Source organism: Sodalis sp. C49 (assembly GCF_046352915.1).
Taxonomy (GTDB): domain Bacteria; phylum Pseudomonadota; class Gammaproteobacteria; order Enterobacterales; family Enterobacteriaceae; genus Acerihabitans.
This window is the reverse complement of record NZ_CP163303.1, coordinates 5381893-5400968: the sequence shown is the minus strand read 5'-3', so window position 1 is coordinate 5400968 and position 19076 is coordinate 5381893. Positions and strand designations below refer to the sequence as shown.

The following is a 19076-nucleotide window of genomic DNA, read 5'->3' as shown; positions in this document are numbered from 1 at the left end:
TCAGGAAGCGTTGCCATGACCAAAAATCCTCCGATACGCCCCGAATATCAGCGGGATCTGCCGCCGATAGCCGAACTGAGCCTGGCTACGCCGCTGCCCTGGTCGACACGGCTGTGGAATCTTACCTGGCTGCGCAAAACGGCCATCCTGCTGGTGCTGATAGCGCTATGGGAAATCGCCGCCCGGTGGCAAAACAACGATCTGCTGCTGCCCGGCTTTATCCAGACCTTTACCGCCTTTACCCAGGATATGGCCAGCGGCGAACTGCCGGCCAAGATCGGCCTGTCGCTGGGCACCCTGATCAAGGGCTACGCCATCGGCACCCTGCTTGCGCTGGCGTTAAGCTCCCTGGCGGTATCGACCCGTCTCGGCCGGGATATATTAAGCACCCTGACCTCGATGTTTAATCCTTTGCCCGCCATCGCGCTGCTGCCGCTGGCGCTGCTGTGGTTCGGCCTGGGGGAAAACAGCCTGATTTTCGTGCTGGTGCATTCAGTGATGTGGCCGATGGCGGTGAATACCTATACCGGTTTCCTCGGGGTCTCCGATACGCTGCGCATGACCGGCCGCAATTACGGACTGCGCGGCCTGCGCTACGTCTGGCATATCCTGATTCCCGCCGCCCTGCCCTCGATTCTGTCCGGCCTGAAAATCGGCTGGGCTTTTGCCTGGCGCACCCTGATTGCCGCCGAGCTGGTGTTCGGCGCGTCGAGCGGCAAGGGCGGGCTGGGCTGGTATATTTTCCAGAACCGCAACGAACTCTTTACCGATCGGGTTTTTGCCGGGCTGATTTCGGTGATCATTATCGGCTTACTGGTGGAAGGCCTGATTTTCACCACCCTCGAGCGCGTCACCGTCAAGCGCTGGGGCATGCAGAAATAGCGCGGGGCATCCGCCCTATAAACCCAGGCCGGCCGGGCCGGCTGGCAAGGAGAGACATATCGTGATTGTGGTTAAAGCACCCCAGAATTACCTTAACGAAGCCGGACTGATTAACCGCATCGGCGACTACGTCGCGCCAATAACGCGCGAACGGGTGATGATCATTACCAGCCCGCGCGCCTGGCAGGCAACGCAGCCGGCGCTGGAAGCCAGCTTCAGCGCCCACGGCATCGGTTTCCAGCGCTATTTTTTACAGGGCGAATGTACCCGCGCCACTATCGCCGCCTTCAGCGCCCAGGCGCAGGCGCAGGACATCAGGCTGGTTATCGGCGTCGGCGGCGGTAAAGTGCTGGACACGGCCAAGGGTATCGCCGAATCCTGCGGACAACTGCCGCTTATCACCGTGCCCACCATTGCCGCCACATGCGCCGCCTGGTCGCCGATTTCGGTGCTATACACCGAGGCCGGCGGCCATCTGAACTCCATGCCGTTGCAGCGCACCCCGGAATGGGTGCTGGTGGACAGCGCGATTATCGCCGCCACGCCGGTGCGCTACCTGAAGGCCGGTATTGTGGACGCTCTGGCCAAATGGTATGAGTTCGAGCCTTACCTGCGCCGGGACGACAGCAGCCTGTCGCTGGTGCTCAAGGCGCAGGCGGCAAAACTGGCGCTGGATATATTTGAGCAGTCGGGCGCGCAGGCGCTGGCCGATAATGAGGCCGGCCTGGCCACGCCGGTGCTGGCCCGGGTATTGGACGGGGTGATTGCCCTGGCCGGCATGGCCAACAGCATGCGCGATGAAATTCCCCGTATCGGCGTCGCCCACGCCGTGCACAACAGCATGACCTACCATCCCGATCTGCACGGATTTTTGCATGGCGAACTGGTGGGATTCGGGCTGGTGGTACAGTCCTATCTGGACGACGACCGGCCGGACAGCCTGGCGGCGCAGGCCCATTTATTGCAGTTGCTGACGCTGTTTTCCACGCCGCTCACCCTGCGGCAGCTGGGCATCACCGACGCGATTGACCAGCGCATTAAACAGATTGCGCTGGGGGTGAAAATTTCGGCGGACAACGCCGCGCGGCTGCCCTTTGCGCTGGGGACGGAGCGCATCGAGCGGGCGCTGGCCAAAACCGCCGGCGGGGACGCGCCGCGCGACGGGGTTGCCTCGCCGAAGCCGGCTTATTCCTGCGGCAGGTAGTCGTTGGTATAGTACTGAGCGGCGGGCAGCGTCTGCTTGACAATGCCAAGGCTGGTAACGGCGCCCAGCAGCGCGCTCCAGGCGCTATCGTCCAGCCTGAGCTGGTCCTTGCCCGGTTTGCCCAGTATCGCCATGGTGTCCTGCCACTGCTGTTTCACGAAGGCGGGATCATAGGCTTTACTGTACTGGGCGGCAAAAGCCGCCGTGCCTTCGTCGGGGTGCTCGATGGCATAACGGATGCTTTTGGCGGTGGCACGCATAAAGGCCTTGGCCAGCTGCGGATTCTTATTAAGCCACTGCTGGTTGCCGGCGAACATAAAGATCGGCGTATCGGGCACGCCGTGCGCCGTAGCCGCCAGGTACTCCGGCTTTTTGCCGGTGGTGACGGCTATTTCCGTCCCTTCGGCGTTGGTGATGCCGGTGGTGGCGTCCACCCGGTTTTGCAGCAGCAGCGGCACGGTATCATCCGCGGCGGCAACCATCTGCACGTCGTCAAGCGTCATGCCGGCGCTTTTCAACATCAGCGACAGCTGCGCCTTGGTCCAGGCGTCATTATAGATGCCGATTTTTTTACCCTTCAGTTCAGCGACGGTTACCGGCTTACCCTGCGGCGTAAAAATCCCCCAGTTATTGCCGCTGCCGTAACGGCCGATGGCGATGACCGGGGCGCCTTGCTCCTTGGCGAAAATGATGTCCATCACCGTGGTAAACGCCACGTCGGCACGGCCGGTGCCGAGAAATTTCATGGTATCGGCCACCGTGGGCGGCGCGACGATATTCAGGTCAATCCCCTCTTCCAGATAAAAACCCTTGGCTTTACCCAGCGTCCAGGGGATCCAAAAGCCGTCCGCCACCGGCCATTCCTGGACAAAGGTCACTTTGGCCGGCGCCTGGGCGGCCTGGACGGAAAAAGCGGTGACCGACAGCGCCAGCACGGCGGCCGCGCCTAACGCCGCATGACGAAATAATGCAGATAATGTCATAAATCATTTCCCTTAAGCCATGATGGGCAAGTGATAACCGATCCCCGAGGGGGCAGGCAGGCACGGGCAGGTAATCCGGAATCAGCCGCGCCATCTATGTAGAATAGTGGAAGCGAAACAGTATTGTTGTTGTTTTTTCAGCTGTTATACAGAATGCTCTGATGGCGGCCCAGGGTAAATTCCCGCAAAATCGCTTTTTGTAAGTGTAATAGAGGGCAAAGACAATGCAGAATTTGATTCTCATCGCCGTATTGCTCGGCATTGCGATATTTTCATTGGTTATGGCAGTTAAAGATACGCGGAAGAAATCGCTGATTCGCCAGCGGCACCGTTAGCGCCTGGCCATGGCGGGCCTCAGCGCCCCTGAGTCCGCCCACAGGCGGAACGCGGGCAGGACAGGCAGCCTGCCGTCCTGCCGCCGCTCCGGCGGGCGTTGCCAACCCAGCCTTGCTCAGAACTGATACGTCAGCCCCGCCGCAACGATATTCCCCCGATGAATTTCAGCTTCCTGAGTAAAGGTATTGCCGCCCAGCAGGTTGATTTTATAATCAATATGGGTCGCCAAATTCTTGTTGAAATTATAGGTGGCGCCGATATCGATAAACTTTTGCAGATCCTGGCGCCCGTATTTTTCAATATTGCGCCCCGTGGTCCAGAGATAGGCCAGCGACGGCGTAAGACCGAAATCAAACATATACTGCGCCACCATTTCCAGAGTTTGCGCCTTATGCGCAAAGCCGCTGACTTTTTTATCATCCTTGAATTCGCCGAACCGCACCAGATTATAGCTTTGGGTATACATCACCGCCAGGTAGAGGTTTTTGTCGTCATATTTGAGTGCACCCGAATAGGCGTTAACCCTGCCGTCGCCGCCGCCATATGTCAGTTTCCTCTGGCCTTCGGTGCGGCTGGCGCTGCTGAACGCGCCGGCGGCGCTTAAACCCCGGCCCAAATCATAACCCAGGGACATGCCATAACCATTGCCGTTGGCCGCGCCGCGGCCGCGGCCCTCGCCTTTCTTTTTGCCGGCGGCGTTGGCGCCCTGGTATTGCAGCGCGACGTCAAGCCCGTCCACCAGGCCGAAGAAGCCCGTATTACGGTAGGTGGCCAGGTTGCTCGCCCGCTGGGCGAGATAACCGTCGGCCTGGAAAAAGCCGCCAAACTCCGGCAGCTTATCGGTGTAGGAAAGTACATCGTACAGGACGCCCCAGTTGCGACCGTAATCGAACGAGCCATAATCGCCGTACTTCAGCCCCACGAAACCCAAACGGGTGGTGCTGTCCCGTGATTCGTCCTTTTCACCCCGGGCCAGTTGCGCCTGGTATTGCCATTCGGCATAACCGGTAAGCAGATCGTTGACCTGGGTTTCACCGCGAAAACCGAAGCGCATATATGATTCATCACTATCGGAACTATTATTTTTAAAATAATGCACTCCAGCCAAAGTACCGTTTAAATGCAGCTTCTGACCGTCCCGATTGTAGATCTCGGCTGCGCCCGCCGCGCCGGTAAAAACTAATGCCGGCATCAGGGCATAATTAAGACGTAGTTTCATTATAATATCCTCGGTGTATAAAATTATTGCAGCACTGCCAGATAAATAATCCTGTTTTCGGCAGGAAAAAATGATCCGCTAAAAAAATGGATTTTGACATGAGCCGCGATAATACCTAATCGAATTTTGCTATTCAACCACAGGAAATGGATATTAAAGCAGCAATATAAATAGAGGATAAATGAGAGTGGGTTTTTATTTATTGACCAATACGGGATAAATATTTTTAAAATTAATTTTTAATTCGTTAAATATCAAATAGTTAAAATAATATCATATTTTTTGTGTTCGAATCAAACAGCGCGCAAAAAGAAATTAAATTATTTTATTATCGAGCTAATATATTTCTATATCTCTGTTTTTCACATTGAGACCAATGCGTGTTGTTTATGATTTATTTAATTCAACTGTCGGAATAATGCCCAATAACGGGAAAAGGCGCGCCCGCCCCCTTTCCCGCACGCTGCTTAGAATTGATACACCAGGCCTACCGCCACCACATCGTCGGTATTAATGCCGGCGGCATCGGTAAAGTTATTGTCGTCCATCAAATTGATCTTGTAATCAACATAGGTGGACATATTTTTATTAAAGTAATAACTGGCGCCCAGGTCGACAAACTTCACCAAATCTTCGTTTTGATAGGTATTGTTGTCGCCGGCGCGGCCAAGATCCTTGCCCCGGGTCTGGTTATAGCCCACGAACGGCACCAGTCCGAAATCAAACTTATAATCCGCGTAGGCTTCGAAGCTTTGCGCCTTGTTGGCGTAGCCGTACACGCTTGAGTCGCTGGAACCGAAAGGCGCCGCGTTATACGACTGGGTAAACATGACCGCCACGTAAACCTGGTTGGCATCGTATTTCAACCCGCCCGAGTAGCCTTCCGCGTGGTCCCCGCGTCCCATAATGGTATTGTAGTTGCGCGCGCCGTTCTGGTCGTCGGTACGCTTCGAGTTAAAAAAGGCCCCCGCGGCGCTGACGCCCATGCCGAGATCGTAGCTTAGGGACATGCCGTAGCCTTCGCCGTTTTGTCCCAATACATCGCGCCCGTTTGCCGATTCTTCCGGGTCGGCATTCTTGCCCTGATACTGCAGGGCGAATTTCAGGCCATCCACCAGGCCAAAGAAGTTGTTATTGCGATAGGTCGCCACGCCGCTGGTGCGCTGGAACATAAATTGATCGGCGCCGTAGGTGGAACCGTCAAACTCAGGCTGCAAATCGGTAAAGGCGGCGACATCGTACAGCACGCCGTCATTACGGCCATAGTCGAACGAGCCGTAGTCGCCGAATTTCACCCCGGCGAAACCATAGCGGGTGTGGTCGCCGTCGGTAGAATCGCTGCCCTCGGTATTGTTGGCCTTGATTTCGTATTCCCACTGGCCGTAGCCGGTGAGCTGGTCGTTGATCTGCGTTTCGCCTTTGAAGCCGATACGGGTGTAGGTTTTGTCGCCGTCGTTGCCATCATTATCGGAAAAGTAGTGTAAACCATGCAGTGAGCCGTACAGATCCAGTTTATTGCCGTCTTTATTGTAGATTTCTGCCGCGCCGGCCGAACCGGCGGCCAGCAATGCGGGTATGAGCAGGGAGAGAGCGTGAAGTTTCATTCTTTTATCCTCAGTTATTTATTATCTTTGGCCACCATTGTTTTGGGTGCTTACAGGATTTATTACGCCTCGATAAGCCATTTCATTTTGCGTTAAATGCATTTTTATACTAGCGATAAAATGATACCAAGTGGCTTACAATGTTTCAAAATGCAAGCTTTATATTTAGTCATGTTTCCCCAAGGGAACTTATCCCATTTCCACCCGTCGTCCGGCGGTGTCCCCCAGATGAAAATGTTGGCAAGGAATTTATTTTATCCATAAATATCAATATGATAAAATTATCAGTCATTAATAGCACGTTGTGGCAAAAAATGAATTTATTTTTAACTAATATTAACTACGCTATCATCATTAATTTTCATTGTTACTCTCATCACTGATGTTTTTTCCCTCGCCGGTTAGAAGACCGGCTTTTTTTTGGCGTATCGTGAAAATATTAACATTTATTAATAAATGTTAGAAAATAAATCGTTATTGCCGCCCGACATCATTTTCACCTAAAGTTCTTTTTATAAACATCAATTTAATTATCGGGTAATTTATTATTCATCCGCTCTAACATGAAAAGGAATATAAAAAAATACGATATTGATCACATTAAAAATCATTTATTTTTACCGCGACCCCCACCGGCGTACCCTGCCCGGGCACGCGTCCCCGCCGCCTCAGCCGGCCCCGCCTTGCAAGGCGTACTTCGTTATCCGGCGCTGGGCATGCTACACTTTATGCCGTCATTTTCCCGGATACCGGGGATTTACGGCCACACCGCAGGACAGCAAGGGGCACCATGGGACAAGATCAGAATTTCGACATCCTTTGGGAGCGCTTACAGCGCTCCGCTTTCCGGTCAACATTCCGGCTGAATGAAAAAGACCTTACCTACCTGCATAATAAAGGTATGGCGGTGGTGCTTGCCCATGCGCGTGATTTTATCGCCGCCCGGCTGGCGCCGGCGCTCCCGGCCAAAGACGGCAAGCAAACGCCCTGGCGTGGCGCATCCGGTATTTGTCGCCCAGCACGCCACCGCCACCTGCTGCCGGGGATGCCTGGAAAAATGGCACGGCATTGCGAAAGGACAGGCGCTGAGCGCCGCGCAACAAGACTATATCGTACAGGTGATCGCGCTGTGGCTTGAGCGTCGGGGCGGCGACAGCGGCGGCGGCCGTGCATAACGGCGCCGCTTTACTCTTTAATTCCAGGCAGGATATGCGGAAAGCTTCATGACCACGACTTACAATACGCAGCAGCACATCGGCCTGCCGGTACGTATCGCCACGCGGATCGTTTTTTTTATCGCCGGCTTCGGCATGTCGGCCTGGGCGCCGCTGGTTCCCTTCGCCAAGCTGCGCCTGGATATTGATGACGCCGCCCTCGGCATGCTGCTGCTGTGCCTGGGCATCGGTTCGCTGCTGGCCATGCCCCTGGCGGCGCCGCTGGCCGCCAGACTCGGCTGCCGGCGGATGATTACCGGCGCCGGGGTATTGCTTTGCCTGACGCTGCCGGCCCTGGCGCTGGCGCCCGCCCCGGTATCCCTTGGCGTCGCCCTGTTGCTGTTCGGCGCGGCGCTCGGCGCCATGGACATCAGCATGAATATCCAGGCGGTGACGGTGGAAAAAGCCAGCGGCCGGGCCATGATGTCGGGATTTCACGGTTTTTTCAGCATCGGCGGCATTGCCGGCGCCGGTCTGGTCAGTATTCTGCTGTGGCTTGGATGTACGCCGTTCTGGTCGATTGCCGTCGCCGACCTGGCGATCGTGGCCTTGCTGCTGTACGCCGCGGGAGACCTGCTGGCGCAACCGCAGGAAAACGATCCCGGCCCGCTGTTCGTGCGCCCGCGCGGTAAAGTGCTGTTTATCGGACTGCTCTGTTTTATCCTGTTCCTGGCCGAAGGCGCGATGCTGGACTGGAGCGCCTTGTTCCTGACCGTCGAGCGCGGGCTTGACAGCGCCATGGGCGGCCTGGGCTATGTTTTGTTCTCCATCGCCATGACCGTTGGGCGCCTGAACGGCGATCGGCTTATCAACGCCATCGGCCGGTTCCGCACCCTGGCGGCCGGCAGTCTGTGCGCTTCCGCCGGGCTGTGGCTGGCCATTTTCATCGATCAACCGCTGGTGACGCTGCTGGGTTTTATGCTGGTGGGACTGGGCGCCGCCAACCTGGTGCCGCTACTGTTCAGCGTCGTGGGCACCCAAACGGATATGCCGCCTAATCTTGCCCTGGCGGCCATTTCCGGCGTCGGTTACGCCGGTATCCTGGCCGGCCCGGCGCTGATCGGCTTTATTGCCCATTTGACCAGCCTGTTCACCGCGTTCGGCTGCGTCGCATTGTTACTTCTGGTGGTTACCCTGAGCGCGCGCCGGGTGACCCGATAAAGAAAGCCGGTGATAAAAAAAATATGCAAATCAAGAACCTGACCCTGACACCGGCCGCGCTCACCCGCGGCCTGGTGGTGTTTATTTTATTATTGCTGCTGTCGTTATGGCTGTTTGGCCTGCATGCCGTTAATGCCTATATCATTGAAAAAAAGCACAGCATGACCACCATCACCGTGGCGCTGCAAAAACGCATCGATACCTACCGTTTCGTGGCGGATCGCCTCTATGAGCAATCCACCGGTACCGGCCCGGTCGACATGACGCTTGGGAATATTCACGAAACCCGCCTGCGTCCCGATGTGTTCTACATTGAAAAACCCCATCGAAAAACCGACGGACTGATCTTTGGCGCCCATGAAAGCGCCACCCTGGCCACGGCGGTGAAGATGTCGGATTACCTGGACGTGCTGTGGGGCGGCGAGAGCAATAACTACTCTTTATTTTATCTCAACGGCGTCGACAACAGCCTGACGCTGATTTCCACGCAGCCGCTGCGGGATATCGCGCCGCGTTTCGAAGACAGCTTTATCAGCGCCCTGGTAAAATCCCGTCGGGCCGAAATGCTGCAGCAGGCTAATATCCTTGATGAACGCGAAAGTTTTTCGCCGCTGCGCAAATACCGTTTCCAGAACGACTACTACTTTACTCACCGGATCATCATCAACCAGCCGGGGCATCTGGCCACCATCGTCGCCTTCGATCTGCCGGTCAGCGATGTGATCCCGCTGAACATGGCGCGGGCCAATTTCTCCCTGGTCGGCGCCGGCGCGGCCAATGGCGACGAGGAAGACGAGCCGGACAACGCGCAGCCGGCAACCAGCGTGATAACCGGGTCGGCGCTCGCCATCACCGCCCGGTTTAGCAATGCGCCGCTGAATCTGGTGTACCGCGTGCCGCTGGGCGGCCTGATCCTGGATCTGCTGCGCAATAATATCTGGCCGGTTGCCATTGAGCTGCTGATGATCGCCCTCTCGTTGCTGGGCGTTTACCTGGTGCGCCAGCATTTCCTGCGCCCGCGCGCGAATATGGCGCACGATTTGAAATCCCACCGTATCCTGAGCGAGGAAGTGATAGCCAATCTGCCCCTGGGGCTGCTGGTGTACAATTTCAGCGATAACACCCTGGTCGCCAGCAATAAGATCGGCGATCATCTGCTGCCCCATCTCAGCCTGCAAAAAATCGCCAACCTGGCCGAAAGCCACCAGGGCATCATCCAGGCGACGGTCAATAACGAAGTGTATGAAATCCGCATGTTCAAAAGCCAGCTTTCCCCGGAGACCTATCTGTTCCAGCTGCTGGATCACGATAAAGAAGTGCTGGTGAATAAAAGGCTGCAGCAGGCGCAGCAGGAGCTGGCGAAAAACCACCAGGCGCGGCGCGCCATTCTCACCAACTTCCAGGATGAGTTAAGCCGCCCGCTGATGGTGATAAATGAATTAACCGATGCCCTGGCGCACGCCGCGACCGACGAGGATCGCAAGCGCTGCCTGGCGGGCCTGAAATGCGAGTCCTCGCGCCTGGCCGCGCTGTTTGATAACCTGCGCCTGCTGACGGCGCTGGAAATTAAGGACTGGCAGCCGAATCCGGCGGACTTTTCGCTGGCGGAACTTATCGACGCCCTGTTGGTGGAGCGTTTGCCCGCCGTGGCGCAAAAAGGGCTGACCCTGTATCACCACTACCATTTGCCTTTAAACCAGCGGCACTGGGGCGACGCGCTGGCGGTGAAAAAAATCATTTCGCTGCTGCTGGATTACAGCATTATCAGCACACAGTACGGCAAAATCGTCTTATCCGTGGATCAGGACCCGTCCCGCCCCGATATCTTGCTGTGCACCATCAGCGATACCGGCAGCGGCATCAGCGCCGAAGAGCTGGCGAACCTGCACCAGCCCTTTGTCAGCCGGGCGCGCGAAGATCATTACCAGCGCGGGTCGGCCCTGACCTGGTTCCTGTGCTCGAAGCTGTGTAAACAGCTGGGCGGCGGCCTGGATATCCATAGCAAGGCCGATATCGGCACCCGCTACCGGGTCAGGCTGCAGCTGCCGCCGGCGGCCGGCGGCGAGGACGCGGATGAACAGGAAAAGATCCTGGAGGATACGCAGGTACTGCTGGATATCGCCAATGAGGAAGTCCGCGCCATCGTCAACGCCATGGTGACCCAGTGGGGAGGGAAATGTCTGTATCCCGATGAGCACCATCTGGTCCAGGATCATGACCTGCTGCTGACCGACGATAGCAATCGCCTGGAGGATTTCGCCATTTTGCTGCACGGCGGCGAACCGGCGATTACCTCGCTTTCGCCGTACCGTCTGCGGGTTAATTATAATCTGAGCAGTCCGCTGCTGGACGCAATGCTACAATTGATGGAGCTGAGGCTGGCCCAGGCGGATAGCGGCAGGGACATGGATACGACGCCTGGGAACCAGGAGAACGCGGCCCTGGAACAGCTCTTTTCGAGCGGCTATTTTCCGCTATTCGTCGATACAGTACCCGATGACGTCAAGAGGCTGTATACTGAAGCCGAGAGCGGCGACCTGAGCGCTCTGGCCCAGACCGCGCACCGCCTCAAAGGCGTCTTTGCCATGCTGAACCTGGTTCCGGGCAAGGTGTTATGTGAAACCCTGGAACAACATATAAAACAAGCTACTATGCAAAATGATAATACAAAAATCGGCAACGATATCCACCAAATTGATGCTTTTGTTATTAAACTGCTACAGCATGCAAGGTAGTCAACATTATGAATAATCTGAACGTCATCATTGCCGATGACCATCCCATCGTCCTGTTTGGCATTCGCAAATCCCTGGAATCCATCGAGTGGGTTAAAGTTGTCGGTGAATTCGAAGACTCCACCTCGTTAATCAACAGCCTGAGCAAGCTGGACGCCAACGTCCTGGTGACCGATCTCTCGATGCCCGGCGAGAAATACGGCGACGGCATCACCCTTATTAAATATATCAAACGCCACTACCCGCACCTGGCGATTATCGTGCTGACCATGAATAACAACCCGGCCATTTTAAGCGCGGTGCTGGAACTGGATATCGACGGTATCGTCCTTAAGCAGGGGGCGCCCACCGACCTGCCCAAGGCGTTGGCCTCGCTGCAAAAGGGTAAAAAATATACTCCCGACAGCGTGGCGAAACTGCTTGAGCGCATCAGCGCCGGCGGCTATGGCGATAAGCGCCTTTCCCCAAAAGAGAGTGAAGTGCTGCGGCTGTTCGCCGAGGGATTCCTGGTCACGGAAATCGCCAAAAAGCTCAATCGCAGCATCAAGACCATCAGCAGCCAGAAAAAATCAGCCATGCTGAAGTTGGGCGTGGAAAATGATATCGCCCTGCTTAATTACCTGTCGTCAGTCAGTATGGCGCCGGTGGACAAAGAGTAACGCCCCTCTTGCCGCAACGGGCGGCGTACTACGCCGCCCGTCCGATATGCCGACGTCCCCCGCGACCTTGTGCTTTTCTATACCCTCACCGTCCCTCGTGCCATGGCGCCGCCATACGCAGCGCATTCCATTGGCTTTAACCGGCATCGGCGGGAGATTGCTGGCGTTGCCGCCGGGTCTGCTGGCTGAAATGCGCCAGCGCCGGCTGCAATACGCTCAGGGTGACCGGCTTGGACAGGCAGTTGTCCATGCCCGCATCCAGGCAGCGCTGTTTTTCCTCCGCCAGGGCGTTGGCGGTCACGCCAATCACCGGCAGTTGGACGCCCTGCCCGCGTAAGCGCCGGGTCAGCTGGTAGCCGTCCATATTCGGCATATTGACATCGGTAAGGATGATATCCACCGACTGTTTTTGCAGCGTCCCCAGCGCATCCACCCCATCGTTGGCGGTAATCACCTGATAGCCCAGCGATTCAAGCTGATCCGCCAGCAGCCGGCGATTAATGGGGTGATCGTCCACCACCAGGATGCGGATATCGTTATTAAGGTCGCAGGCGTTCTGCATCATGGCCGCCGGCGAGGGCAACGCCGGCACCGTCTTCTGGTCATCGCGGCAGATTTTCAGCAACAGCAGCGGCAGCGCGTCCGCGAAGGCCGAGCTTAGCCACCATTCCCCCGCGGACATTTCCTGCGCGGGGCCGATATGGTTGACCATAAAACGGATCCAGACGCGCGGGCGTTGCGCCGGCGCATCATCGTCATCGGTAATGAACACGGATTCGTTGTCAATGTCCTGCCAGGTATGGCGTTTAACCGCCATGCCTTCGGCGCCCAGCAAACGGATCAGGTAAGCCTCCAGCGCCGCATTGCGCACATGCAACCAGCAGACGCGCCCGTACAGGTCGCTGCTCAGCACCGGCGGCGCGTAGCTTGCCTGGTAGAGCGGCAGCCGGATGGTAAACTGGCTTCCCAGCCCGGTCTCGGACTCAACGGCGATATCGCCGTCCATCAGATTGACCAGCTTTTCACAGATGGCCAGCCCCAGCCCGGTGCCATGGGACTGCTGCTGCCCGCCGCTGCCCAATTGCACAAAGGGGTCGAACAGCCGCAGCAGCTCGCGCTGCTGGATGCCCACGCCGGTGTCGCGTATCTGGAACAGCAGGTAATCCGCGTCACGATAAACGCGGATCACCAGGCAACCGCTGTGGGTAAATTTAATGGCGTTATTCAGCAGATTGGACAACACCTGCTGCAGGCGCACCGGATCGCCGCGCAGGTTCTGCGGCACGTCGGGATCGATAAAGCAGTACAACCCTAAGCGTTTTTTCACTACCAGCGACAGGTAATTGCCGGCGATATGGCTGACCACTTCCCGCGGGGAAAAACACCGCGGCTCGATTTTCAGCTGTTCGGATTCAATTTTCGAAAAGTCGAGGATATCACTGATGATATTGAGCAATAACGCGGAAGAGTTGTCCATCGCCATCACCAGGCGATCGACGCCGTCCGGCAGCGCCTTGGTCTTGATCAAATCGAGATTGCCGATGATACCGTACAAGGGGGTGCGCAACTCATGGCTGACCGTGGCCAGGAACATCGACTTCGCCTGGCTGGTCTGTTCCGCCGCCGCCGCCATTTCCTGCAAGGATTCCTCCATTTTTACCCGGGCGCTGATATCCACCAGCACGCAGATGGCGACGTTTTCATTACGATAGCGCGAATGCACGAAGCTGATTTGCAGGTTATTATTATTGCTGGTCATGACATCGACAAAATTCACCTGCTGGCCGCAGATGATATGGATGATGCGCTGCCGATCCTCAAACGTCAGCAGGCTGAGATAATTATGCGCCAGCTCATTGCTGATAAGGTTAGCGCCGTCGCTGATGCGCAGGATGCAGATGCCCACCGGCGCGGAGGCGACGATTTTGCGATTAAACTGCTCGTTCTCCTCCAGCTGCAGGGCGTTTTTTTCCGCCGGGGAGAACATCCTGCGCTCAAACAGCCAGGCCAGCATAAACAGCAGGGTGGCCGACAGGACATTCAACAACAAAGCATTAAAAATCAGCGGCTTGAAATTTTCCACCATCGTGGTCAGCGCCAGTGAATACAGGATGCTCAACGACGACGGCGCCAGGTTTCTTTTCATCACCAGGTTTTTATAGCTATCCGTATAACCGTAATAGCTGGCCTGCGCCGGATACTCCGTCAGCGCCGACGCTTTGCGCTCCCCGTCGGCTAGCGACAGCACCGGCATATTGCCCTGATCCAGCAGGGTGATGCCGATAGGCAGGGTACTGGCGGTGGAAAAATCCTCCAGCCGGATGCTCAGTTCTATACCCAGCAACGCCTGCAGTTTGCTGGCGACATAGATGGGCGTCAATACGTACAGCGAGCCGCTGCCGGAGCGCGCGCCGGGCACCACCCAATACAAGTCGTCCTCGCGTCCGTTTTGGCGCGCGTTGCGGTATTTGATTATCTCCTGCTGCAGACTTTTCGGCAGGGAGGCCGCCGTGCCCGCGGTGCCGCGGAAGTTGAAATCCGCCATGCAGAGGCTTTCGCCGCTGATATAAAACACCCGGTTAAGGTCGTAGGCATCGGAAAAACTGTCTTTCCAGTAGCTGAGGAAATAACTCAGGGAATCGACGGCGTTATGGTATTCGGTACCGGTGCCGCTACAGTCGGCAGTGGGATAGAGCGGCGAAATATCGGGGCGGCTGGCCTTGCCGGCAAATACGCCGTTAAGCATATCCAGTCCCGGCAGGCCGGCGTTAAGCCGGTTTTCCGCCACATATTTAATTTCCCGCATAATGGTGGTGGAACGGGTGATATAGGCCTGGGCCTGGCCGTAGCTGGTGTAATACTCCTGGCGCAGATCGGACTCGCGCTGGTGTAATTGGCTGATAATGTAAAAAGCCGACAGCAGCGCGCCCAGCGCCCACAGCAATAGCGCCAGGGTGCGGAACAGATAGCGGGATATTTTTACCGTTGTGCGAAATGATGTGAAGTATTTCAAGAAAGTCACGTTCCGGTAATAGTCTTTAATCGGAGGCCAGCGTATGCGTTACACTACCGGCCCCCTATAAAAAAAGCCAGCGCGGCGGCTGGCTTTCGGGGCGGCCGTGCCGCCCGGCGCTATGCTGACACCGGGCGGCGGCGGCAATCAGGCGTTCGACTCGTCGTCTCCGTCCGCCGAGTCATCGTCGTCCGCGCCGATATCGTCGCCGGCGTCCTCGCCATCGATATCCTCATCGGCGGCGTCTTCGATTTCGTCGCCATCGGCCAGGCCTTCGACGCTGTCAAGCTCTTCGTCGTCAACCGGCTCGGCCACGCGCTGCAGGCCGACCACATGCTCGTTTTCAGCGGTGCGGATCAGGGTCACGCCCTGGGTATTGCGCCCGACGATGCTGACCTCGGAAACCCGGGTACGCACCAGGGTGCCGGCGTCGGTGATCATCATGATCTGATCGGTATCGGCCACCTGCACCGCGCCGACCACCTCGCCGTTGCGTTCGCTCACCTTAATCGAGATCACGCCGAGGGTGGCGCGGGATTTGGTGGGGTATTCCTCCTGGGCGGTACGTTTACCGTAACCATGCTGGGTAACGGTCAGGATCGGCCCGTCTCCGCGCGGTATGATAAGCGACACCACGCGATCCTTCTCGGCCAGGTTGATGCCGCGCACGCCGGTGGCGGTACGGCCCATGGAGCGCACCTGCCCTTCCGGGAAGCGCACGACCTTACCGTAGGCCGAGAACAGCATGACTTCGTTCTTGCCGTCGGTCAGATCGACGCCGATCAGTTCGTCGCCCTCGTTGAGGTTGACGGCGATGATGCCGGCGCTGCGCGGCCGGCTGAACTCGGTCAGCGCGGTTTTCTTCACGGTGCCGCTGGCGGTCGCCATAAACACATGGCGGCCTTCCTCATATTCCCGCACCGGCAGGATGGCGGTGATGCGTTCATTCGGCTCAAGGGGCAGCAGATTGACGATCGGCCGGCCACGGGCGCCGCGACTGGCTTCCGGCAGTTGATATACTTTCATCCAGTACATACGGCCGCGGCTGGAAAACAGCAGGATGGTGTCATGGGTATTGGCCACCAGCAGCCTGTCGATAAAGTCTTCTTCCTTGATGCGCGCCGCCGATTTGCCCTTGCCGCCGCGCCGTTGGGCTTCGTAATCGGTCAGAGGCTGGTATTTGACATAGCCCTGGTGGGACAAGGTCACTACCACGTCTTCCTCGTTGATCAGATCTTCGATATTGATATCCGAGGTATTGGCGGTGATTTCAGTGCGGCGGGGGTCGTTGTACTGCTCTTTCATCGCGTTCAGTTCTTCGCGAATCACTTCCATCAGCCGATCGGGATTTTCCAGGATAATAATCAGTTCAGCGATTTGATCCAGCAGCTCTTTGTACTCGTCGAGCAGCTTTTCATGCTCCAGTCCGGTCAGTTTCTGCAGGCGCAAATCCAGGATGGCCTGGGCCTGCTGTTCGGTCAGGTAATATTTGCCGTCACGGATGCCGAACTCCGGCTCCAGCCATTCCGGGCGGGCGGCGTCGTCGCCGGCGCGCTCAAGCATGGCCGCCACGGTGCCCAGCTCCCAGGGACGGGCGACCAGCCCGGCCTTGGCTTCCGTCGGATTCTGCGCGTTGCGGATAAGCTCGATGATCGGATCGATATTCGCCAGCGCCACGGCCAGGGCTTCAAGGATATGGGCGCGGTCGCGCGCCTTGCGCAGTTCAAAAATGGTACGGCGGGTGACCACTTCGCGGCGGTGGCGGACAAAGGCGGACAAAATATCCTTCAGCGCCATGATCCTTGGCTGGCCCTGGTGCAGCGCCACCATATTGATGCCGAACGACACCTGCAGCTGCGTCTGGGAGTAGAGGTTGTTCAATACCACCTCGCCCACCGCGTCGCGCTTGATTTCGATCACGATGCGCATGCCGTCTTTATCGGATTCGTCGCGCAGGGCGCTGATGCCCTCGATACGCTTGTCCTTGACCAGTTCGGCAATCTTCTCGATCAGCCGGGCTTTGTTCACCTGGTACGGAATTTCATGCACGATAATGGTTTCGCGGCCGCTTTTGGCATCCGCTTCCACTTCCGCGCGGGCGCGAATGAGGATTTTGCCGCGTCCGGTGCGATAGGCTTCTTCAATGCCGCGCCGGCCGTTGATAATGGCGGCGGTGGGGAAGTCCGGCCCCGGGATATGTTCCATCAGCCCTTCGACGCTGATATTTTCATCATCGATATAGGCCAGGCAGCCGTTGATCACCTCGGTGAGGTTGTGCGGCGGAATATTGGTGGCCATGCCGACCGCGATACCGGAGGAACCGTTGATCAGCAGGTTGGGAACCTTGGTGGGCATGACCTCGGGGATCTGCTCGGTGCCGTCGTAGTTCGGCACGTAGTCCACGGTGTCTTTTTCGAGGTCCGCCAATAACTCATGGGCGATTTTCGACATGCGGATTTCGGTATAACGCATCGCCGCGGCGGAGTCGCCGTCGACGGAACCGAAGTTACCCTGGCCATCCACCAGCATATAACGCAGCGAGAACGGCTGGGCCATACGCACGATGGTGTCGTAGACCGCGGAATCACCATGGGGGTGATATTTACCGATAACGTCCCCGACCACACGGGCCGATTTTTTGTAAGGTTTATTCCAGTCGTTACCTAGCACACTCATCGCGAATAAAACGCGGCGGTGTACCGGCTTCAGTCCATCACGTACATCCGGCAGCGCACGTCCGATAATCACGGACATGGCATAATCCAGATAAGAGCGTTTCATCTCTTCTTCGATGTTGACCGGTGTTATTTCTCTGGCAAGGTCGCTCATGCAGCCGCTATCCCTCTACTAATTGATGCATCTACCCGGATTTGAAGGTGCCAAAGTATACCATACATCGGTGATTCAGGGAAAATAGTCGGCGGCCGGAAGCATCCGCGCCGGTGATTTCCGCCGTTATGCCGCTGGTCAGTTGCGCGGTTAACGGTATACTTGCCGCAGGCGGGAAGATTCTCCCCGGGAAACACCTGTATGAATGCAAACACCAACGCGATAAGGGAGCGTGCGTGATGAATCCGGAAGTCAGCAGCAATAAACAGGACGTCGTGCGCCACGACAATGTCGATCAGCAGGAAATTGCCAAATTTGACGCCGTCGCCTCGCGCTGGTGGGATCTGGAGGGCGAATTCAAGCCGCTGCACCGGATCAATCCGCTGCGCCTGGACTATATCCTGGGCCGCGCCGGGGGCTTGTTCGGTAAAGACGTGCTGGACGTGGGCTGCGGCGGCGGCATCCTGACGGAGAGCATGGCGCGCGAAGGGGCGCGGGCGACCGGCCTTGACATGGGCACCGAGCCGCTGGCGGTGGCGCGCCTGCACGCGCTGGAGACCGGGATAAACATCGACTATATCCAGCAAACGGTGGAAGACCATGCCGCGGCCAATCCCGGACGTTACGACGTGGTCACCTGTATGGAAATGCTGGAGCACGTGCCCGACCCGGCCTCGATCGTGCGCGCCTGCGCCCGGCTGGTGAAACCCGGCGGCGACGTGTTTTTCTCCACCCTGAACCGCAACCCCAAGTCGTGGCTGATGGCCATCGTCGGCGCCGAGTACCTGCTGCGCATCGTACCGCGCGGCACCCATGACATCAGGAAATTCATCAAGCCGTCCGAGCTGCTGAACTGGCTGGAAAGCACTCCCCTGCGCGAGCGCCATATCATCGGACTGCATTATAATCCGCTGCGCGATCGTTTTACCCTCGGCGGCAATGTCGACGTTAACTATATGCTGCATACGCGCCACGCGTCTTGACCGACAGGGGTAGCGAAAATCGTTACCCCTAGTTTAATAAAACACCAAATAATCCCTTTTCGAATTTTTTTCGCCGGCCATTGACATGCGCTAAGCGCCGGTGAAATAGCGCTTTAAAGAATCCGTTAACATTTCACCCCCAAGTTATCCACAAAATCGGGCGTTTTAGTCCCTTGCATTGGCTGCGGTTTGTCACTATCTTGTTATCAAATTAACGAAAAAACCCTATATATAGTGTTTTACCGCAACGGGAG

Annotated in this window: 11 protein-coding genes and 1 pseudogene; 7 read left to right on the top strand and 5 right to left on the bottom strand. The window is 57.0% G+C overall.

Features of this window, described 5'->3' with window-relative positions; all coding sequences use genetic code 11:
- Positions 1–15 precede the first annotated feature (15 nt).
- Both ABUK12_RS24470 and ABUK12_RS24465 read left to right on the top strand, forming a co-directional pair.
- Positions 16–882 carry an ABC transporter permease gene (locus ABUK12_RS24470; RefSeq protein WP_410014244.1) on the top strand — a complete coding sequence of 289 codons (867 nt, stop codon included), beginning with the start codon at positions 16–18 and terminating at the stop codon, positions 880–882.
- Between the two features lie 61 nt (positions 883–943).
- Positions 944–2086, top strand: a complete 1143-nt coding sequence (locus tag ABUK12_RS24465) for an iron-containing alcohol dehydrogenase family protein (protein WP_410014243.1) — start codon at positions 944–946, stop codon at positions 2084–2086.
- Here ABUK12_RS24465 and ABUK12_RS24460 read toward each other — a convergent pair.
- From ABUK12_RS24460 to ompC, 3 genes are all read right to left on the bottom strand, one after another.
- Positions 2068–3069, bottom strand: coding sequence for an ABC transporter substrate-binding protein (locus tag ABUK12_RS24460; protein ID WP_410014242.1), 1002 nt, complete (start codon positions 3067–3069; stop codon positions 2068–2070). The genes ABUK12_RS24465 and ABUK12_RS24460 overlap by 19 nt on opposite strands.
- Positions 3070–3520: 451 nt before the next feature.
- A complete protein-coding gene (locus ABUK12_RS24455) occupies positions 3521–4624 on the bottom strand; it encodes a porin (protein ID WP_410014241.1) in 1104 nt (367 codons plus the stop codon).
- A 467-nt stretch (positions 4625–5091) separates the two neighbouring features.
- The gene (ompC, locus tag ABUK12_RS24450; RefSeq protein WP_410014240.1) at positions 5092–6228 is read right to left on the bottom strand and encodes a porin OmpC; all 1137 of its coding nucleotides are present in this window, start codon (positions 6226–6228) and stop codon (positions 5092–5094) included.
- A 790-nt stretch (positions 6229–7018) separates the two neighbouring features.
- On the opposite strand from ompC, the pseudogene ABUK12_RS24445 reads away from it, so the two are divergent.
- The 4 genes and pseudogenes from ABUK12_RS24445 to rcsB all read left to right on the top strand — a co-directional run bounded on the left by ABUK12_RS24445 (position 7019) and on the right by rcsB (position 11997).
- Positions 7019–7403 (top strand): annotated as a pseudogene (locus ABUK12_RS24445) (DUF4186 domain-containing protein).
- 48 nt (positions 7404–7451) lie between these two features.
- Positions 7452–8603 (top strand): MFS transporter, encoded by a 1152-nt coding sequence (locus ABUK12_RS24440; RefSeq protein ID WP_410014239.1) that lies wholly within the window; start codon positions 7452–7454, stop codon positions 8601–8603.
- A gap of 23 nt (positions 8604–8626) precedes the next feature.
- A complete protein-coding gene (rcsD, locus tag ABUK12_RS24435; RefSeq protein WP_410014238.1) occupies positions 8627–11338 on the top strand; it encodes a phosphotransferase RcsD in 2712 nt (903 codons plus the stop codon).
- Between the two features lie 8 nt (positions 11339–11346).
- Positions 11347–11997 (top strand): response regulator transcription factor RcsB, encoded by a 651-nt coding sequence (gene rcsB / locus ABUK12_RS24430; protein ID WP_331121075.1) that lies wholly within the window; start codon positions 11347–11349, stop codon positions 11995–11997.
- Between the two features lie 136 nt (positions 11998–12133).
- Here the strand turns inward: rcsB and rcsC are convergent, their stop codons facing one another.
- Together rcsC and gyrA are read right to left on the bottom strand one after the other, a co-directional pair.
- Positions 12134–15010, bottom strand: a complete 2877-nt coding sequence (gene rcsC, locus ABUK12_RS24425; protein WP_410014237.1) for a two-component system sensor histidine kinase RcsC — start codon at positions 15008–15010, stop codon at positions 12134–12136.
- Positions 15011–15157: 147 nt separating this feature from the next.
- Complete coding sequence (gene gyrA, locus ABUK12_RS24420) at positions 15158–17839, bottom strand: DNA topoisomerase (ATP-hydrolyzing) subunit A (RefSeq protein WP_410014236.1); 2682 nt, start codon at positions 17837–17839, stop codon at positions 15158–15160.
- A 239-nt stretch (positions 17840–18078) separates the two neighbouring features.
- Here gyrA and ubiG point away from each other — a divergent pair, with 239 nt between their 5' ends.
- Positions 18079–18822, top strand: a complete 744-nt coding sequence (gene ubiG, locus ABUK12_RS24415) for a bifunctional 2-polyprenyl-6-hydroxyphenol methylase/3-demethylubiquinol 3-O-methyltransferase UbiG (RefSeq protein ID WP_410016767.1) — start codon at positions 18079–18081, stop codon at positions 18820–18822.
- Positions 18823–19076 lie beyond the last annotated feature (254 nt).

Coding starts and splice junctions, on each gene's coding strand:
- ABUK12_RS24470 (WP_410014244.1), top strand. CDS start 16: ATGACCAAAAATCCTCCGATACGCCCCGAATATCAGCGGGATCTGCCG.
- ABUK12_RS24460 (WP_410014242.1), bottom strand. CDS start 3,069: ATGACATTATCTGCATTATTTCGTCATGCGGCGTTAGGCGCGGCCGCC.
- ABUK12_RS24455 (WP_410014241.1), bottom strand. CDS start 4,624: ATGAAACTACGTCTTAATTATGCCCTGATGCCGGCATTAGTTTTTACC.
- ompC (WP_410014240.1), bottom strand. CDS start 6,228: ATGAAACTTCACGCTCTCTCCCTGCTCATACCCGCATTGCTGGCCGCC.
- ABUK12_RS24440 (WP_410014239.1), top strand. CDS start 7,452: ATGACCACGACTTACAATACGCAGCAGCACATCGGCCTGCCGGTACGT.
- rcsD (WP_410014238.1), top strand. CDS start 8,627: ATGCAAATCAAGAACCTGACCCTGACACCGGCCGCGCTCACCCGCGGC.
- rcsB (WP_331121075.1), top strand. CDS start 11,347: ATGAATAATCTGAACGTCATCATTGCCGATGACCATCCCATCGTCCTG.
- gyrA (WP_410014236.1), bottom strand. CDS start 17,839: ATGAGCGACCTTGCCAGAGAAATAACACCGGTCAACATCGAAGAAGAG.
- ubiG (WP_410016767.1), top strand. CDS start 18,079: ATGAATCCGGAAGTCAGCAGCAATAAACAGGACGTCGTGCGCCACGAC.